18 protein-coding genes are annotated in these 18,427 nt (G+C 71.2%); 6 read left to right on the top strand and 12 right to left on the bottom strand.

The window, feature by feature from the left end:
* Positions 1–84 precede the first annotated feature (84 nt).
* On the bottom strand, positions 85–1,461 hold the full coding sequence (locus ACZ3H8_RS01210; RefSeq protein ID WP_467397876.1) for an FAD-dependent oxidoreductase: 1,377 nt from the start codon (positions 1,459–1,461) through the stop codon (positions 85–87).
* Positions 1,462–1,495: 34 nt separating this feature from the next.
* Complete coding sequence (locus tag ACZ3H8_RS01215) at positions 1,496–2,455, bottom strand: DUF4349 domain-containing protein (RefSeq protein WP_467396023.1); 960 nt, start codon at positions 2,453–2,455, stop codon at positions 1,496–1,498.
* Positions 2,456–2,585: 130 nt separating this feature from the next.
* Here ACZ3H8_RS01215 and hemG point away from each other — a divergent pair, with 130 nt between their 5' ends.
* A complete protein-coding gene (gene hemG, locus ACZ3H8_RS01220) occupies positions 2,586–4,007 on the top strand; it encodes a protoporphyrinogen oxidase (RefSeq protein WP_467396025.1) in 1,422 nt (473 codons plus the stop codon).
* A gap of 4 nt (positions 4,008–4,011) precedes the next feature.
* Entirely contained in the window at positions 4,012–4,725 is a 714-nt protein-coding gene (gene hemQ, locus ACZ3H8_RS01225) for a hydrogen peroxide-dependent heme synthase (RefSeq protein WP_307660519.1), read from the top strand.
* Positions 4,726–4,797: 72 nt separating this feature from the next.
* Here hemQ and ACZ3H8_RS01230 read toward each other — a convergent pair whose 3' ends face one another.
* From ACZ3H8_RS01230 to ACZ3H8_RS01260, 7 genes are all read right to left on the bottom strand, one after another.
* A complete protein-coding gene (locus ACZ3H8_RS01230; protein ID WP_467396028.1) occupies positions 4,798–6,399 on the bottom strand; it encodes an alpha/beta hydrolase in 1,602 nt (533 codons plus the stop codon).
* A 100-nt stretch (positions 6,400–6,499) separates the two neighbouring features.
* The gene (locus tag ACZ3H8_RS01235; RefSeq protein ID WP_467396030.1) at positions 6,500–7,258 is read right to left on the bottom strand and encodes a TIGR04222 domain-containing membrane protein; all 759 of its coding nucleotides are present in this window, start codon (positions 7,256–7,258) and stop codon (positions 6,500–6,502) included.
* 64 nt (positions 7,259–7,322) lie between these two features.
* A complete protein-coding gene (locus ACZ3H8_RS01240) occupies positions 7,323–8,078 on the bottom strand; it encodes a DUF4142 domain-containing protein (protein ID WP_467396032.1) in 756 nt (251 codons plus the stop codon).
* 86 nt (positions 8,079–8,164) lie between these two features.
* A complete protein-coding gene (locus ACZ3H8_RS01245) occupies positions 8,165–9,169 on the bottom strand; it encodes a TIGR04222 domain-containing membrane protein (RefSeq protein ID WP_467396035.1) in 1,005 nt (334 codons plus the stop codon).
* A 5-nt stretch (positions 9,170–9,174) separates the two neighbouring features.
* On the bottom strand, positions 9,175–10,479 hold the full coding sequence (locus tag ACZ3H8_RS01250; RefSeq protein WP_467396037.1) for an MbnB/TglH/ChrH family RiPP precursor modification enzyme: 1,305 nt from the start codon (positions 10,477–10,479) through the stop codon (positions 9,175–9,177).
* Between the two features lie 150 nt (positions 10,480–10,629).
* Entirely contained in the window at positions 10,630–11,394 is a 765-nt protein-coding gene (locus tag ACZ3H8_RS01255; protein ID WP_467396039.1) for a DUF4142 domain-containing protein, read from the bottom strand.
* Between the two features lie 106 nt (positions 11,395–11,500).
* Entirely contained in the window at positions 11,501–12,265 is a 765-nt protein-coding gene (locus ACZ3H8_RS01260) for an aminoacyl-tRNA hydrolase (RefSeq protein ID WP_467396041.1), read from the bottom strand.
* An 82-nt stretch (positions 12,266–12,347) separates the two neighbouring features.
* Here ACZ3H8_RS01260 and ACZ3H8_RS01265 point away from each other — a divergent pair, with 82 nt between their 5' ends.
* The gene (locus ACZ3H8_RS01265; RefSeq protein WP_467396043.1) at positions 12,348–13,025 is read left to right on the top strand and encodes an AIM24 family protein; all 678 of its coding nucleotides are present in this window, start codon (positions 12,348–12,350) and stop codon (positions 13,023–13,025) included.
* Between the two features lie 10 nt (positions 13,026–13,035).
* Entirely contained in the window at positions 13,036–13,212 is a 177-nt protein-coding gene (locus ACZ3H8_RS01270; protein WP_467396045.1) for a hypothetical protein, read from the top strand.
* A 9-nt stretch (positions 13,213–13,221) separates the two neighbouring features.
* On the opposite strand, the gene ACZ3H8_RS01275 is transcribed toward ACZ3H8_RS01270, so the two are convergent.
* A complete protein-coding gene (locus ACZ3H8_RS01275; protein WP_467397879.1) occupies positions 13,222–14,052 on the bottom strand; it encodes a polysaccharide deacetylase family protein in 831 nt (276 codons plus the stop codon).
* A 210-nt stretch (positions 14,053–14,262) separates the two neighbouring features.
* Between ACZ3H8_RS01275 and ACZ3H8_RS01280 the strand changes: the two genes are divergently transcribed.
* Positions 14,263–15,660: a S1 family peptidase gene (locus ACZ3H8_RS01280; protein ID WP_467396047.1), complete on the top strand. Its 1,398-nt coding sequence runs from the start codon at positions 14,263–14,265 to the stop codon at positions 15,658–15,660.
* A gap of 76 nt (positions 15,661–15,736) precedes the next feature.
* Here the strand turns inward: ACZ3H8_RS01280 and ACZ3H8_RS01285 are convergent, their stop codons facing one another.
* On the bottom strand, positions 15,737–16,234 hold the full coding sequence (locus ACZ3H8_RS01285; protein ID WP_467396049.1) for a MarR family winged helix-turn-helix transcriptional regulator: 498 nt from the start codon (positions 16,232–16,234) through the stop codon (positions 15,737–15,739).
* 110 nt (positions 16,235–16,344) lie between these two features.
* On the opposite strand from ACZ3H8_RS01285, the gene ACZ3H8_RS01290 reads away from it, so the two are divergent.
* Positions 16,345–16,758 carry an organic hydroperoxide resistance protein gene (locus tag ACZ3H8_RS01290; protein WP_467396051.1) on the top strand — a complete coding sequence of 138 codons (414 nt, stop codon included), beginning with the start codon at positions 16,345–16,347 and terminating at the stop codon, positions 16,756–16,758.
* A 273-nt stretch (positions 16,759–17,031) separates the two neighbouring features.
* Here the strand turns inward: ACZ3H8_RS01290 and ACZ3H8_RS01295 are convergent, their stop codons facing one another.
* A complete protein-coding gene (locus tag ACZ3H8_RS01295) occupies positions 17,032–18,390 on the bottom strand; it encodes an alkaline phosphatase PhoX (RefSeq protein WP_467396053.1) in 1,359 nt (452 codons plus the stop codon).
* Between the last annotated feature and the right edge of the window lie 37 nt (positions 18,391–18,427).

An 18,427-nucleotide genomic window follows, 5' to 3' on the forward strand; every position in this document is an offset into this window, starting at 1 on the left:
CGTTTCAGGCCGAGGCCTCGCCGAGGGCTACGTTATCCACCGACGCGATGCGCCCGGCCTCGTCGAACGACAGCTCGGGGGTCTCTACAGGGGCCCCGCCTTCCGCACCGCCGCCGTCGCCTTTCGCGCCGCCACCAGCACCGGGTCCCAGACCGGGGAGAACGGCGGGGCGTAGCCGAGATCCAGGGCCGTCATCTGCTCCACCGTCATCCCCGCGGTCAGGGCGACGGCCGCGATGTCGACGCGCTTGGCCGCGCCGTCGCGGCCGACGATCTGGACGCCGAGGAGCCGGCCCGTACGGCGTTCCGCGAGCATCTTCACCGTCATCAGCGCGGCGTCGGGGTAGTAGCCGGCGCTGTTCGTCGACTCGATCGTGGTCGTGACGTACTGCAGGCCGACCGCGCGGGCGTCCTTCTCGCGCAGGCCGGTGCGGGCGATCTCCAGATCGCACACCTTGCTGACCGCCGTGCCGACGACGCCGGGGAAGGTCGCGTACCCGCCGCCCGCGTTCGCGCCGATGATCTGGCCGTGCTTGTTGGCGTGCGTGCCCAGCGCGATATGGCGCTCGCGGCCCGAGACCAGGTCGAGAACCTCCACACAGTCGCCGCCGGCCCAGATGTTCTCGTAGCCGCGCACGCGCATCGCGAGATCGGTGAGCAGCCCGCCGTACGCGCCGAGCGGCAGACCGGCGGCGCGGGCGAGGGTGGTCTCCGGCTCGACGCCGATGCCGAGGACCACCACGTCCGCCGGGTACTCCGCGTTCTCGGTCGCGACGGCGCGGACCCGGCCGTCTGAGCCCGTGAGGATCTTGGTGACCCCGGCGCCGTTCACCGTCGTGATGCCGATCCGGTCCATCGCCTCGTGGACCAGGCGGCCCATGTCGGGATCGAGGGTGGCCATCGGCTGCTCGCCGCGGTTGAGGACCGTCACCTCGTAGCCGCGCTTCAGCATCGCCTCCGCCATCTCGACGCCGATGTAGCCGGCGCCCATGACGACCGCGCGCCGCCCGTCGGTGCGCGCGAGGGTGTCCAGCAGGGCCTGGCCGTCGTCGAGGGTCTGCACGCCGTGCACGCCCGGCGCGTCGATGCCCGGCAGCGCCGGCCGGACCGGGCGCGCGCCGGTCGCGATCACCAGCTTGTCGAAGCCCGTCCACGACTCGGCGCCGGTCTCCAGATCACGGGAGCGCACCCGCCCGCCAGGGGCGTCGATCTCCGTCACCTCCGTGCGCATCCGCAGCTCGATACCGCGCTCGCGGTGCTCGGCCGGCGTACGGGCGATCAGGTCGTCGCGCTCGGGCACATCACCGCCGACCCAGTACGGAATCCCGCACGCCGAGAACGAGCTGAAGTGGCCGCGCTCGAACGCGACGATCTCCAGCTCGTCCGGGCCCTTGAGCCTGCGTGCCTGCGATGCGGCGGACATGCCCGCCGCATCGCCCCCGATGACCACCAGCCGCTCCATTGCCATGGGGAACACGCTACGGCGCGAAGGCCGTTCAGTCCTGACCCGGGGCGGGGCCGGATCCGGGGCCGGGCGCGGGCACCGCGGGCTCAGCGACGGGCCGCGCAGCGACAGGCCGCTTGGCGAGCCGCGGCCGCAGCACCCAGCGCCACAGCGCGTACAGCACCCCGAAGACCACGGCGAACGGGGCCACCGCTCCGACCGCCAACGCGATCCATACGCCCACCGCCACGAGCGCGTACCAGCCGCCGCCGAGCGCGTCCAGGAAGCCCGGGTCGTCGTCCTCCTTCTGCTCCTTGTCCTCCTTCTCGGAGAGGACCAAGGTGATGGTCGCCAGCGTCGTACGGTCCTTGAGCGCGGCCTGCTGCGCGAGCAGCGACTCCAACTCGGCCTGACGGCTGCTCAGTTGACCCTCCAGCGTGACCACGTCGCTGAGCTTCTCGGCCCGGTCCATCAGCGCCCGTACGCGTGCGACGCTCGCCCGCTGCGTCGCGATGCGGCTCTCCACGTCGACGACCTGGTCGGTGACGTCCTTGGCGTCGGCCTTGCGGGAGAGCAGCTTTCCGGCGCCTGCCAGCTCGGCCAGGACCGCGTCGTACTTCTCCTGCGGGACGCGCAGCACGACGCGCGAGGTCACATGGGTGTCGTCGATCCGCTCGGTGCTCTCGTTGGAGACATGCCCGCCGGCGCTCTCAGCGCTCCCGCGGGCCGCCGCGAGGGCCTTCTGGGCGTCCTTGACCTCCACGGCGAGCTCCGCGGTGCGGATGATGTGGGTCGGCGCCAGGGCGACCGGGTCCTTCGGCTTGGTCTGCTCTGCGCCGGACGACTGCCGGTCGGAGTCGTAGCCCGCACCGGCCCCGCCGTCCTGCAGCGCGGGTTTCGCGGCGCTCTGCGCCTTGTCGTCCGCGCCGGATTCGGAATCGGCCGCACTGCATCCGGCAAGCGCGAGTGAAGCGGTGAGAAACAGTGCCGCGACCGTACGACGTGCACGCATGTCGTCCCCCCCAGGGACAGATGGTGAGTGTTGCCGGTTTGACGGACGGGCCCGTGGTGAGGGTTGCCGTTTTCCGGTTCCGAAGCGGTCACGGTCAGGACTCGGTAGGGGGTTTGAGAGAGTGGGGGGCATGGACACACGTACGGGTCATGTCGTCGTCATCGGAGGCGGCATCGCCGGTCTCGCCGCCGCGCACCGGCTGCTCGACTCCGGGGTGCGCGTCACGCTCCTGGAGGCCACCGACCGGCTCGGCGGCAAGCTCCAGGCGGGCGAGATCGAGGGCGCCCCCGTCGATCTCGGCGCCGAGTCGATGCTCGCCCGCCGCCCGGAAGCGGTCGAACTGGCCCGCGCCGTCGGCCTCGCCGACCGGCTCCAGCCGCCCGCCACCGCCTCCGCCTCGGTGTGGACGCGCGGTGCGCTGCGCCCGATGCCCAAGGGGCATGTGATGGGTGTGCCGGGCGACCCGGCGGCGCTCGCGGGACTGCTCTCGGCGGAGGGCATCGCCCGTATCGAGCGGGAGCGGGACCTCGCGCCCGCAGAGCTCGGCGACGATGTCGCGGTCGGCGCGTACGTCGCCGAGCGCCTCGGCCGCGAGGTCGTGGACCGGCTGGTGGAGCCGTTGCTCGGCGGGGTGTACGCGGGCGACGCGTACCGCATCTCGATGCGCGCCGCCGTCCCTCAGCTCTTCGAGGCGGCGAAGACCCATGACTCGCTGCTCGCCGCCGTACGCGACATCCAGGCGAAGGCCGCCGAGCAGCAGGCCGCCGGGCCGGTCTTCATGGGCATCGAGGGTGGCGTGGGGCAGCTGCCGGGCGCCGTCGCCGACGCCGTACGCGCCCGGGGCGGCGAGATCCTCATGGAGACGCCCGTCCTCGGGCTGACCCGTAGCGCCGAAGGCTGGCAGATCCGCACCGACCAGCGCGTCATCGCCGCCGACGGCGTGGTGCTCGCGACCCCGGCCTGGTCCGCGTCCGCGCTGCTCGCCGCCGAATCCCCGGCCGCCGCCGCGGAGCTCGGCCAGGTCGAGTACGCCTCGATGGCGCTGGTCACCATGGCCTTCCGGCGCACAGACCTGGCCGGCATGCCGGAAGGCAGCGGCTTCCTGGTGCCGCCCGTGGACGGCCGCACCATCAAGGCGTCCACCTTCTCCACCCGCAAGTGGAGCTGGGTCGACAAGGGTTCCTCCGGCCTCTTCGTGCTGCGCACCTCGATCGGACGCTACGGCGAGGAGGAACACCTGCACCGCGAGGACGCCGAGCTCGTCGACGTATCCCTGGGCGATCTCGGGGAGGCCACCGGACTCGCGGCCAGGCCCGTCGCCACCGAGGTGACCCGGTGGATCGGCGGACTGCCGCAGTACCCCGTCGGGCATCTCGCGCGCGTCGCCCGGATCCGCGACGAGGTCGCCAAACTGCCGGGCCTCAGGGTCTGCGGGGCGGCGTACGACGGCGTCGGCATCCCCGCCTGCATCGCCGGCGCCCAGCGCGCCGCCGACGAGATCCTCGCCACGCCCACCCTGGCGCGGGGCACCGATCGCGGCGCGGGAGAATAGCTTTATGAGTGCGCCCGAAAAGATTCCGAACGCAGGCAAGAAGGCCAAGGACCTCAACGAGGTCATCAGGTACACGCTGTGGTCCGTCTTCAAGCTGCGCGATGTGCTGCCCGAGGACCGTTCAGGCTACGCCGACGAGGTCCAGGAGCTGTTCGACCAGCTCGCCGCCAAGGACGTCACCGTGCGCGGCACGTACGACGTGTCCGGGCTCCGCGCCGACGCCGACGTCATGATCTGGTGGCACGCCGAGACCGCGGACGAGCTGCAGGAGGCGTACAACCTCTTCCGCCGCACCAGGCTCGGCCGCGCGCTCGAGCCGGTCTGGTCGAACATGGCGCTGCACCGCCCCGCCGAGTTCAACAAGTCGCACATCCCGGCCTTCCTGGCCGACGAGACGCCGCGCAACTATGTCTCGGTCTACCCCTTCGTGCGCTCCTACGACTGGTACCTGCTGCCCGACGAGGACCGCCGCCGGATGCTCGCCGACCACGGCAAGATGGCCCGCGGCTACCCGGACGTGCGCGCCAACACGGTGGCGTCGTTCTCGCTCGGCGACTACGAGTGGCTGCTCGCATTCGAGGCCGACGAGCTGTACCGCATCGTCGACCTGATGCGTCATCTGCGCGGCTCCGAGGCGCGTATGTACGTCCGCGAAGAGGTCCCGTTCTACACGGGCCGCCGCAAGTCGGTCGCGGAGCTGGTGGCGGGGCTCGCGTAAAGCGGGCTCGCCCCAGAAGCCCGATGGCCGGGTCCGCGCGATGCGGACCCGGCCGTCCCCCGACCCGGAAGATCAGACGACGTGCGGCAGCTTCGGCTCTGCCGCCGCCCGTTCCAGCGACACCGGGTCCGGCTCCGGGTGCGGCGCGCACGATGCGCGCCGCACCGGCGTCACGCCGTACAGCAGGTACTTCTCCAGGTGGGCGTTGACGCACTGGTTGTTGCCGCCGCCGATGCCGTGCGTGCCGGCGTCCTTCTCCGTGATCAGCACGGAGCCTTTCAGCCGCCGCGCCAGTTCAAGCGCCCCTTCGTACGGCGTCGCCGCGTCCCGCTCGGCGGCCAGGATGAGCGTCGGCGGCAGCGCACCGAGCTTGGTACGCACGTCCAGCGGCTGCTGCCGGGGCGCGGGCCAGTAGGCGCACGGCAGATTCATCCAGGCGTTGTCCCAGGTCTCGAAGGGCGCGATGCGTGCGAGAGCGCTGTTGTCGCGGTCCCACACTTCCCATTCGGTCGGCCAGGGCGCGTCGTTGCACTCGACGGCGGTGTACACGGCGTTGCCGTTCTCCGCCTCATACGCTTCCTCCGGCCGCGGCGCGGCCTGCTTGACCAGCGGCTCCTCGTTGCCCTTCAGATACTCGGCCAGCGCGCCGGCGCGCAGTGGCCAGTAGTCGTCGTGGTAAGCGGCCCGCAGGAATGCCGCGTGCAGCTGGCCGGGGCCGACCGTGCCGCCCGCAGGCTCGAGGGCGAGCCGGGCGCGTGCCTGCTCGTAGCTCATGGCCACATCCTCCGGCGTGGCGCCCAGATGGTACGTCTGGTCGTGCTTGGCGACCCAGGCGCGGAAGTCCGCCCAGCGGCTCTCGAAGGCGAGCGACTGGTTGAGGTTGCTGCGGTACCAGATCCGGCCCGGCTCCGGGTTGACCGCCGAGTCGAAGACCATGCGGCGTACGTGGGAGGGGAAGAGGGTCGCGTACAGCGCGCCGAAGTACGTGCCGTACGAGGCACCCATGAAGGTCAGCCGCGGCTGGCGGAGCGCTGCCCGCAGCACATCCAGGTCGCGGGCGTTGTTCAGCGAGGTGTAGTGCCGAAGCGCCGGGCCCGCGTTGTTCGCGCAGCCCTGGGCGTACGCCTTCGCCTGCGCAATCCGCTCCATCTTGTACGAGGGGGAAGGGTGTACCGGCGACAGGGTGGGCGCCTTGGTGAAGTCGGCCGGGTCCTGGCAGGACAGCGGGGCGGAGCGGCCGACACCGCGCGGGGAGTAACCGACGATGTCGTACGCCTGGGCGATCCGCTTCCACTCGGGGAGTTGGGCGGCCATCGGGAAGTACATGCTGGAGGCGCCGGGGCCGCCGGGGTTGTAGACGAACGCTCCCTGGTGCTCGGCCGGCTTGCCGCTCGCCTTCACACGGCTGACGGTCAGGGAAATCTGCGGGCCCGAGGGGCTGGCGTAGTCGAGGGGGACCTTGACCGTGCCGCACTGGACGGGGGCGGGCAGCATCTCGACCTTGGGGCAGCGTCCGAAGGAGATCCCGGCGGCGGCCGCGCGCTCGGCGGCGACGGTCGTGCCGTACGACTCGGCATCGACAGTGGTGGTGCCGCCGGCCGGGGCGACGGCCAGCGCAGAGACGACCAAGGCACTGAGGCTCGTCGCGGCCCCGTACATCGCAACTGCTCTCATCGAGTTCCCTTCGTGCGGACAGCGGCCGTGAGGCCACGGGACGAAAGGGATCCTTGGTGGGCTTATTAGCGATGTAAAGGACCAATGTCCGGTGTCGGGGTCAATGACTCCGATGCGCCATGCGGCCGCTCGCCAGCGCCGCCCGCAGGTCCGGATCGTCGAGCGCGCCGACGCCGCGCACGGCGACGGCGGTGAGCGTGTCCCCCGGGGAGAGCGCGCCGAGGAGACGCTGGCCGTCGGGCGAGGCCCAGCGGGTGTACGGATGCACCTCGATCCGCGCGATGGCCAGACAGCCCAGGGTGAGCAGGAGGGGGAGGGCGAACCAGGCGAGGACCGGGGCCTTCGCGCCCTGCTCCTGAGGGAGCATCAGCAGGGCGGCGGCCGCCAGCGCGACGGTGAGCGCGGTCGCGACCTGGACGGCGCGCACGGCGGCGGCGACACCCGACCTGGCCGCGTCCGGGACGGCGAGGCCGGCGCTGACGAGCCGGTCGGCCAGGGCCCGTACCGCGTCGGCGGCGGATGCGGCGGCCCGCACCGCGGCTATCCGGGCCTGGCCCGCGGGTCCTATCGCGCCGATGACCGAGCGCTCCAAGTCGTCCTCGCCCTCCGGGTCGACGACCGTTGCCCAGCCGGTGCGCGCGAGAAGCAGCCTGCGGCCGCGGTGCATCGAGACGAGCGTGAGCTCCGTGACCCGGTGCGGGCCGCCGGCCAGGAAGGCGGCCTCGTACAGGCTCAACTGCCCCTTCCGGCTTGTTCCTTCGGGGGCGGGGCGAGCGGCTTCGACGGAGGCGATGCAGAGCCGGGCGCAGCTGATGCCCGCCGCGGCCCAGGCCACCAGCAGGAAGAGGACCCAGAACATGGCCGAGTTCTACGCGAGATGTCCGCGGTTGCGCCATGGGTTGTTCACCATACGGACCGTGGCGTTATCGGTCCGTGACGTCGGCGCGGGGGCGGGAGGCCGCGGGCGGCAGCGGGAACGACGTGGCCGGGGTGGGGGTGACGGGGTCTGCGGGCGGCGGTGTCGCGCCCGGGGCGGGCGGTGGCGGTCCGGTGGGACTTGCGGTCGCGGTGGCGGCTGAGTCGTCGGCGATGGCGTCGAAGTCGACCAGGCCGGTCGCCTCCAGGACCTTGATGTGGTCCAGGACGGTGGTGTTGGCGTCGTTGGCGAGTTCGCGCACCAGGGTGTTGCGGGTGCTGTTGCGGATGTCGGCGACGAGGGAGAAGACCTTGCCGTGGGCGCGGCGCAGGATATTGGCGAACTTGGTCTCGTACTCCTGGCCGCGTGCCTCGGTGAACTCCTTGAGCCAGCCCCGCTGTTGGGCCGTCGGCTGGTTCGGCAGCTCCATGTTGAGCCGGGCCGCGACCTCGCGGACGCGGGCGTCGAGATAGGTGTGGCCCTCGACGAGATGCTCGCCGGCCACCTTCACCGCGACGGTGGGGGCGCGGCCGACGGCCTGCTGGCCCGCGGGGAGCTCCCACAGACCGGCGAGTCTGACGCGGACGACGAAGTCCCGGTCGGCGGCGGAGAGCGGGCCCCAGGGTGTGCTGACGGAACCGGCCCTGAGGTTGGCCCGGCCGGTGCCTGAGCGGTCGTCGTACGACCAGATCGGGAAGAGGATCGCGGCGATGGTCGCCGTCAGGGCGACGACGACCAGGCCGGTGCCGGTGAGGGAACGCATGGGGCCTCCTGCGTGCGGTCCAGCACGCTAGTCGGCTCCGGGGTGATCCTGTGGGGTGTTGCGGGAAGTGGTGGCTTTGCTTGCGGTCAGGAGCTGCTGCCGCCTCCGCAGCTGGACCCGCCCGAGGATCCGCCGCAGCTGGAGCCGCCGGACGAACCGCCGCAGCTGGAGCCGCCGGACGAACCGCCGCAGCTGGAGCCGCCGGACGAACCACCGCAGCTCGATCCCCCGCTCGCGCCGCAGCTGGAGCTGCCACAGCCGGATCCCGGGCTCGACCCGGCGCACCACACGGCCGCGGAGTCCGTGTACGACGGCGAGTAGCCGTCCGTGCGGCCCGCCGGGATCCGTGCCGCCGTGGTCAGCTGCGCCTGGAGCGCGGGATCCGGCACTCCGCGCAGACCGTGCACCGCGACGAGATGGGCCGCCGAGTACACCTGGGCGTACTGCACCAGGTACGAGCGCAGGGCGTGCCGCCCGGCAGTCGTGATCCGCCGCCGGGCGCGACCCCCCATCATGAACCCGATCACGATGCCCGCGATCAGGGCCGGCAGAACCATCAGGATGAACGGCGGGCCGAAATCCACCGGTCCGTCGTTCTGGATGAAGCTGAAGATGGTCAGGCCGAAGGAGAGGGGCAGCCCCATGACGCAGAGGAAGCCCTGGGTGTAGCCCCACACCGTCAGCCCCCGGTTCTGTCCGGGCGGCGTCATCAGCCCGCGCGCGGCGAGGCCGTCGCCGATCTCCTGCACGGCGGGGTGGCGCATCACCGCGAGGCGCAAAGTGTGCAGCGCGCCGGTCGGGGCGGCGGCCAGCTGCTCGAACACCGCGCGCTCCACGGGGTCATGGGCGAGGGCATGCCGTACGGAGACGATGCCCGGGCCGCCGATGACCAGCCGGCCGTCCGCGTGCAGGGCGGCGAGTGCGGCGTCGGCGACACGGGCGGGGCCGCCGCTGAGGAAGGCCGCCTCGTAGACGTGCTGGATCTGTCCGCCGCCGGCCGGATGGCGGGTCCGGGACGCGGAGGCCCGGACGATCAGCGCGGCGGACGAAGCGCCGATGGCGAGGTACACGAACACGGCGAGAAGGACCATGCCGCTCACCGCCTGACGAGCGCGGCGCGGGCCGCACGGACGAGTCGGGTCCCCCGGCGCGGCGGATGGGCTGCGGCGCGCTCCTCCCACCAACGGGTGAGCAGGCGGCGGGCATTGTCGTCATCGGGACGTCCTGAGACGAGCAGCTGCTCGGCGAAGTCGAGCGCGTCGCGGCGGTAACCGTCGTGCATGGGGCGTCCCTTGGCGTACGCGAGAAACGCGGCGCGGTATCCGTCGCCGAGGATCTCGGGCAGCTCCGGGGCCACCTTGGCGACGACGTCGGCACGCTTGGCGGCGAGGGCGCGGCTCTGGACGCGCAGGCGCTGTGAGTCGAAGCCTTCGGGGGCGGGGGTGCCGGCGACGAGAGCGGAGAGAAGGGCGGCCTGTGAGAGCGCGACGCGCTCGCGGGCGTCGGATGAGCTGCTCTCCACAACCTTCGGGCGGGCCCCCGGGCCCCCTCGCGCGCGGGCTTCGCCGCGCGGCCCGGCGGGCTGCCCCGCTACTCTCCCGCGGATCGTCGTCAACTCCGCCGCCAGCTCCTCCTTGGGCGGAAAGTCGTCGTCGCGCTCCAGCAGCACCCCGGGTGGGGACACCCGTGCCCGCAGGTCCGACAGGATGTCCAGGATCGGCTCGGTGACCGGGTGCGAGTGGGTGTCGTGCCAGATGCCGTCGCGTTCGGTGCCGCCCGCCACGTGGACGTACGCGATCGCCTCGACCGGGAGTTCGTCGAGCGCCGTCGCCGGGTTCTCGCCGCGGTTGACATGGTTCGTGTGGAGGTTGGCCACGTCGATCAGCAGGCCCACGCCCGTCCGCTCGACCAGCTCCGCCAGGAACTGGCCCTCCGTGAGCTCCTCACCGGGCCAGGAGATCAGCGCCGCGATGTTCTCCAGTGCCAGCGGCACCGGCAGGGAGTCCTGTGCGATGCGGACGTTCTCGCAGAGCACCTTCAGCGCGTCCCAGGTGCGCGGCACGGGCAGCAGGTGGCCCGCCTCCAGCTGCGGGGACGCGGTGAGCACGCCTCCGGCCCGTACGAACGCGATGTGTTCGGTGACCAGGGGCGCGCCCAGTGCCGTCGCCCGCTCGGCCAGGTCCGCGAGCCGCTGTGCGGAGGGCCGGTCCGCGCCGCCCAGGCCCAGTGAGACGCCGTGCGGGACGATCCGCGTGCCGCGCGAGCGCAGCCGGGTCAGCGCGGCGGGCAGATGGCCCGGGCAGATGTTCTCCGCGACGACCTCGACCCAGTCGATGCCTGGCAGCTCCTCCACCGCGTCCGCGATCTCCGGGCGCCAGCCGATGCCGATACCGAGTTCCATTGGGTCCCCCTCCTCTGCGCCGTGTGACGGTGCGTGCAGAGCTCATGGCCCCGCCGGACAGCGGCGAACCCAGAGGAGGGGACGTTCAGAGCTTCATTTGAGGTTCCGGCGGGTTCCAGCCGGTTCCGGCCGGGACCCGGCGCGCCGGCGCTACGGACGGTTGGTGTTGATCGCTGTCGGTGGCCCCGGCTGCGTGGACGGCCGCGAGGTGAAGGACTGGTCGTTCCCGGACGGCGACGCCGGCGCCGGCTGCGGCGGCAGGTTGCCGTTCGGCGGCGGCGGACCGGTCGGGCTGGCCGTCGCCCCGCCCGCGGCTTCGTTCGCGATGGAGTCGAAGTCGACCATCCCGGTCGACTCCAGCATGGTGATGTGGTCGAGCACCGTCTGGTTCGCGTCCGTCGCCAGCTGGCGTATCAGCGTGTTCCTGGTGGTGTGCCGGACCTGGGCGACCAGCGAGAAGACCTTGCCGTGCGCATTGCGCAGCAGGTTCGCGAACTTCCGCTCGTAGTCCTGGCCGCTCGCCGCCGACAGCTCCCGCAGCCATGCCTGCTGCTGCTCCGTCGGCTGGTTCGGCAGCTCGACGCCGAGCTTGGCGGCCACATCGCGCGCCCGCTTGTCGAGGTCGGCGTGGCCCACCACGAGGTGGTCGCCCGCGTCCTTGATCGCCTTCGTGGGCGCGCGCTCGATCGCCTGCTGTCCCGCGGGCAGCTCCCAGAGCCCGGCCAGCCGGACCTTGACCAGGAAGTCGCGGTCCGTTGCGGACAGCGGTCCCCACTGCGTCGCCACGCTCGCGGCGTTGAGATTGTCCTGCCCGGTGCCGGAACGGTCCGCGTACGACCACACGGGGAACGCAAGCGCGCCTACCGTGGCGACCAGAGCCGCGATGATGAGAGCCGTCCCGTTGATGCGCCGCAACAAAGTGCCTCCTGAACCGATGAGTTTCTCGGCAACCAACCGCCAACAAATCAGCGCTCAACCTACTTGGCGGTATTGAGAGGTACGTACGGCGGGCCCGCTGTGTTCAGCCGCGCAGCGAGGGATGGTCCGCGACCACCGTGCACGACCCCGGAGCGATCTCCGTGAAGCCGGCATCCCGCACCACCGGCAGGCCGCTGACCGTGAGTTTTCGCCAGCGCGCCGGATCCGCGGTGCGCACCCGGAGCGGGAAACCGGCCTCGCGCCACGCCTTGCGGTCCGCCTCCGACAGCTCCCACCAGGCCAGTTGGGCACCGTGTCCGGCCTGCGCCATCGCCTTGCCCGCCGACATGCCGACATCAGGGCTCAGCCACAGCACCGGGCCCGCGAGGTCGGGCGCGGCGGGCGGCTCGGGGTCGTCCAGATCCGTGCCCGAGACCTGGAGCTTGGCCAGCTCCTTGGGCCATCCGTCCAGAGGTACGGGCGGAAAGACCCGTACCTCGGCGGTCCCGCCCGTCGCCGTGATGCCCGGCAGCGCCCCGGCCTTGCGCCACTCCGCGCCGCGCGCCCGCCGCACCACCTTGCGGATCCGGGCGTCCTGCCAGTCCCGCATCGACTGCGCCCACTCTCCGTCGCCCGCCGATCGCTCGTCGCTCAGGATGTCGAGCACGGCGCGGGCCGCGGTCTCCAGCGCGTCGGTACGGGACGGGGGTTCGGCCTTCTCGATGCGCACCACCAGCGGAAGCACGAACTGCGGGGCCTCGTCGCGTGCGGTGCTCTCGTGCCGGAAGGGGCTGTCGGCGGGACTGCCGACGGGGCTGCCTGCGGGACCATCGGCGGGGCTGTCGGGGCGGGTTTCTTCGCTGCTCACACCGGCAAGTCTGCCAGCCGCTGCTGTTCTGCCCGGTCGAGGCTGTTGGCGGAACGGGTACCTCCGGGACACGATGCACACCATGAAAAGTGATCTCTTCGCTTCCGAGAACATGGCGCAGCCGGCCACCGCGCCCGGCATGACCTTGCAGAACGCCAAGTCGATCAAGTACGCCGTCAACGGCGAGATGCACGCGCGACAGGGATCGATGATCGCCTTCCGCGGCAATCTCCAGTTCGAGCGCAAGGGCCAGGGCATAGGCGGCATGCTCAAGCGCGCCGTCACCGGTGAGGGCCTGCCGTTGATGGCGGTGCGCGGCCAGGGCGAGGCGTGGTTCGCGCACGAGGCCGCGAACTGTTTCATCGTCGACATCGACCAGGGCGACGCGCTCACCGTCAACGGCCGCAACGTCCTGTGTTTCGACGCCACCCTCTCGTACGAGATCAAGACGGTGAAGGGCGCCGGCATGACCGGCGGCGGGCTCTTCAACAGCCTCTTCACCGGCTACGGAAAGCTCGCCGTCATCTGCGAGGGCAACCCCATCGTGATACCCGTCACCGCCGCGCAGCCGGTGTACGTCGACACGGACGCGGTCGTCGGCTGGAGCGCCCAGCTGCAAACCTCCCTGCACCGTTCGCAGTCCGTGGGCTCGATGATCCGCGGCGGCTCGGGCGAGGCCGTCCAGCTGATGCTCCAGGGCGAAGGATTCGTGATCGTACGGCCCAGCGAGCTCACCCCCCAGAAGGCGTCGGCCAGCTAACCTCGTACGCATGGACGAGTCGCACTGCGAGGCCCCGGACCGCGCGCCCACGGCGGCCGGCGGCCCGCCGTTTGCTGACTGCGTGCTGTGCCGGAAGCCGACGGAGTATGCGGAGTCGGTCAAGGGTGTGACGCTCTGCCCCGTATGCGAATGGCAGGAGGCCCAGCGGACGGCGTGTTCGGGCTGACCCCTCCGGCTAGCCGCGCATGAGGTCGGAGACCTTCACAAAGCGGTAGCCGCGCTTGCGCAGCTCGGGGACGATCCTCCGGACCGCCTGCTCGGTGACAGGAGCCGCGCTGTGCGTGCAGTGCATGACCACCAGGGATCCCGGCCGCACGCCCGCGAGCACCTGCTCGGCGACCGCGTCGGCATTCGTGGCGAAGGCGTCGCCGCTGACGACGTCCCACTGGACCGCGGTCACCTTCGCCGGGGCGATGGCCCGAAGGGCCGCGTCGTTGTAACAGCCGCCGGGGAAGCGGAAGTACGGCACCACATTGCGCACCCCGGCCTTCTTGAACGCAGCGAAGGCTCGGTCCACGTCGGCCCGCATGTCGTTCTTGTCGACCACCGGCAGTCCGTAGCAGGGGGACTTGAAGGCGTAGTGGCTGTACGAGTGATTTGCGACCTCGAAGAGCGGGTCGTTGCCGATCGACTTCGCCTGGTCGGGGTACTCCTCGGCCCAGCGGCCCGTAATGAAGACCGTCGACGGTACGTTCAGCTTCCGCAGCGAGGCGATCAGGGCGGGGTTGTCGAAACGCTCCCCGCGGGCGGCCCGCGGCCCCTGATCGGCCGTCATGTCGGCGTCGAAGGTGAGCGCGACAGTCTTGGATGCCGCTTTTGGCGCGCGCTCGAATACGGGCGTCAGGCCGTTGGGAGCGTTCTTTTCGACCCTGTCGACCGGCTTCCCGGGCTGGGGTGATTTCCCGGGCTGGGGTGAGACGGGCGCGGTCGTCCTGCTGGGGGAGGTGCGGGAGGTGGGGGAGGCCTTCTCGGAACCGCTGTCGCAGCCGACGAGCATGGTGCCCATAACGGCCACGACCATAAGTCTTCGTACGAAAGTCGTCACTGGCGCAAGCTATCCGATTGAGCGCATGCCGACCTCGGTAACAGGCCGTCAGAAAACTTGTCCCGCACCGTGGATGAGTACAACTCCCGCCCCATCCGTATCAACGGTCGGACGCGTCCCCCGGTTTCCGTCGGCAACCGGACTCCGTACCCCCCTACAGGAGGCGACGAGTTGAGTCACAGGCGAATACCCAAGCGGAAGGCCATTCTGGCGGGAGCTGGGGCGGTGGGAATCGCCGCAGCGGCCATCCTGCTGCCCCACGCCAACGCTTCGCAGTCGGAATCCGACTCCGAGGCACGGTCGGCCCCCAGGACGATGAGCGCCGCATCGGCGGCGGATCTCGTCTCGAAGCTCGGCGAGAAGCTGGGCGAGGCCTACGGTGGGGCGTACTACGACGCCGAGAAGCAGCAGGTCGTCGTCAACGTGGTAGGCAATGACAACAACGTCATCGTCGAGGTCAAGAAGGCCGGCGCCCTGGCGCGGAGTGTCGAGAACAGCGCGGGCGAACTGAAGTCCGCCGCGAGCACCTTGGCCGAGAAGGCCACCATCCCGGGAACGGCGTGGGCCGTCGACCCGAAGACCAACCAGATCCTCGTCACGGCGGACCGCACGGTGTCGGGCGAGCGGTGGGACAGAATCGAATCGGCCGTGAAGTCCCTGGGCACGGGCATGGCCCGGATCCAGAAGTCCGCAGGCGAGTTCAAGCCCTTCGTGGAGGGCGGCGACGCCATCTTCGGCGGCGGCGCGCGCTGCTCGCTCGGCTTCAATGTCACCACTCAGGACGGCAGCCCCGGCTTCCTGACCGCGGGCCACTGCGGTGTCGCCGCCGAGCAGTGGTCGGAGGAGCCGAACGGCGAGCCCATCGGTACTGTCCAGGCGGCGACGTTCCCCGGAGACGGTGACTTCGCGCTCGTCACGTACGACGACCCGGCGACGCAAGCCGCGAGCACGGTCGACGTGGGCAACGGAGAGACCGTGTCGATCACGCAGGCGGCCGACGCCGCGGTCGGCCAGGAGGTGTTCCGTATGGGAAGCACCACCGGGCTGAAGGACGGCGCGGTTACCGGCCTCGACGCCACCGTCAACTACCCGGAGGGCACGGTCACCGGGCTCATCCAGACCGATGTCTGCGCGGAGCCGGGCGACAGCGGCGGTTCGCTGTTCACCCAGGACGGGAGCGCGATCGGCCTCACCTCTGGCGGCAGCGGAGACTGCACCGCGGGCGGCGAGACGTTCTTCCAGCCCGTGACGACGGCCCTGGCGGCGGTCGGCGCCCAGATCGGCGACGGCGGCGCGGCGGGTGACGGCGGCGCTGAGGACAACGGCGGCGCGGCGGACGGCGGCGCTGAGGACAACGGCGGCGCGGCGGACGGCGGCGCGGCGGACGGTGGCGCAACGGAAGACCCCGGCGCTCAGGACAACGGTGGCGCTGCGGCGGACGGTGGCGCTGCGGCGGAAGGTGACGCGACGGCCGACCCCGGTGCTCAGGACAACGGCGGCGCTGCGGGTGACGGCGGCGCGGCCGACGACGGCGGCGGCGCGCACGACGGCCTCGGTCAGAGCGGCTGACGTCTCCAAGTAACGGCCCCGGGTGTCGGCGGATGCCCGGGGCCGTACGTCTGCCCAGCCATGAGCGACCCGGACCTCAGTCGTCGGCCGCCGCGCAGTCGGCCGCGTCCGGGTCGGCGGTGTCCAGTCTCGCGGTAAGCGCATTGAGATCGGCGCGCAACTCGCGGATGCGCTCCAGGGGCATCCCGGTGGCCACCGCGATCCTGCGTGGCACGTCCAGCGCCTGCTCGCGGAGCGCGGCACCCTCGGCCGTGGGCCGGGCGGTGACCGAGCGCTCGTCCTCCGGGCTGCGCCTGCGCTCCACGTAACCCGCCGCCTCCAGGCGCTTGAGCAGCGGTGACAGCGTGCCCGAGTCCAGCCGCAGATGCTCGCCGATCCGCTTCACCGGCAGCTCGCCGTGCTCCCAGAGCACCAGCATCACCAGGTACTGCGGATAGGTGAGGTTCAGATCCTTCAGCGCGGTCCGGTAGACGCCGTTGAAGGCGCGGGACGCGGCGTGCAGCGAGAAGCAGATCTGGTTGTCGAGGCGCAGGAAGTCCTCGTCCGGCACGGTCGTCAACGTCGTCTTCTCCATGGAGACAGCATACCTGGCCGTTACTCGTACGCCATTTAGTTGTACGCAACTAAATTGTGTGTCATGATAGTGGCCAACGGTTCCCCTACGGACGAAGAGGGATGCAACTCATGGACGCGCTCTACACCGCTGTCGCCACCGCCAACGGCCGCGAAGGCCGTGCCGTCAGCTCCGACGGCCACGTCGACCTGCCGCTCGCCCACCCCAAGGCCCTCGGCGGCAACGGCCAGGGGACCAACCCCGAGCAGCTCTTCGCCGCCGGTTACGCCGCCTGTTTCGCAAGCGCGATGGGTGTCATCGGCCGCATGGAGAAGATCGACGTCAAGGACGTCTCGGTGACCGCCGAGGTCAGCATCGGCAAGGACACCGACGGCGGCTTCGCCCTCTCCGTGGTCATGCGCGTCGAGCTGCCCGACCACCTCCAGGGCGAGGCGGGCCGCGAACTCCTGGAGAAGACCCACGCCTTCTGCCCCTACTCCAAGGCCACCCGCGGCAACCTGCCGGTCGAGCTCGTCATCGAGTAGTCATACGGCACGCGGGGCGGACCCGCGGGCGGATCCGGGCGGCTGCCCGCAGGTCAGTCCTGCGGCAGCCGCTTCCGGTATTCCGCCACGTCGAAGTCGTCCTGCGGAACAGCTGTTCCCGCGAACGTGGTGTGGTGGAAGAGGAGACTCAGCGCGAACGCGGTCACCGCGGCGCCGGTGATGCCGCTGCCGGTGCGTCGCCGAGGTCGACCCGGCGCAGCGTATTGATCCCGACCATCGTGACCGTGGCGAACAGCACGAGGCCCGCGTGTATCAGCGCCAGGGTCCGGTCACCGCGAATGTCGTGCCGGGCGCATAGCAGTTGACGTACATGGTCTCCCCGTCCGGCGAGAAGGTGACTCCCGCGAACTCGCCCCACTCCGGGGCCTCGGGCGTGCCGATGTTCTGCCGCCCACGCGCCATCGGATAGACCTCGCCGCGCTTGGTCAGTCCGTACACATGCTGCGCACCGCCGCCGTCCTCGCACACCATCAGCCCGCCGCCGGACGCGAGGCAGATGTTGTCGGGGGACTCACCGGGCAGCTGGATGTCCGTAGTCGGCCCGAAGACGATCACCAGCGTGAGCCGGCGCCGGTGCGGCTCGTATTTCCACACCTGCCCGAAGTGGTCGGCCGCCGAGCCCTCAGCGCTGTGCGCGAAGCTGGAGACGAAGTACACCGAACTCCCGCCCCAGTAGCAGCCCTCCAGCTTCTGGGCGTGGGTGATGCCCTTCGGGCCGAAGTCCTGCAGCCTGATAGGCGTTTGCTTCGCCTGGCTGTCCGGTACGGGCGCCCACTCGATCCGGTCGAAGCTCGCGCCCGGCTCCTGGATCGCGGACAGGTCGGGCACGCCCGGCACCCGCATCGCCTCCAGCGTCCCGCCCGCGCGCAGCGAGCCCGTACCGCCGAGCGGCTTGCAGGGCAGGAAGCGGTAGAAGAGCCCGAAGGGCCGCTCGAAGGCGTCCTCCGTCTCGTACACGATCCCGCTGTGCGGATCGACGGCGATCGCCTCGTGCTGGAAGCGGCCCATCGCGGTGAGCGGCACGGCTCCGGTACGGCGCGGATCGGCGCCGTCGACCTCGAATATGAAGCCGTGGTCCTTGGTGTAGCCGTTGGTGCCGGCCCTGTCCTCGGTCTCCTCGCAGGTGAGCCAGGTGCCCCACGGGGTGGGCCCGCCGGCGCAGTTGACGGCGGTGCCGGCGATGGCTACCCGCTCGGACAGGACATTGCCCCGGCCGTCCAGCTCCAGCGCCGTGCAGCCGCCCTTGCCCATCGGGTCGTAGGTGAGGCCCTCGACCGTGGGGACGCCGATCGCGGCGGAGACGCGGTTCTCGTGGTTGCGGACGAGATGGACGCGGCCGCGGCGGCCCGCGAAGGCCCCCATGCCGTCATGGTTGCTGGGGACCCGGCCTTCGCCGGAGCGCAGCGGCTCGCCCTCCCGGGAGAGGACCCGGTAGCGAAAACCCTTCGGCAGATCGAGCAGTCCCGCGGGGTCGGGGACGAGCGGGCCGTATCCGCTGTGCCCGCGGGCGGCGGCGGTGCCCGCGAAGAGTTCGGAGAAGGCGCCGGTGAAGGCGATTCCGGCGCTCAACGCACCGGTGCGGGCCAGGACCTGACGGCGTGTTGTGGACATGAGGCAACTCCCTGTGGGGGGTACCCCCATACCGAAG

It is taken from the genome of Streptomyces sp. NPDC002868 (assembly GCF_055563295.1).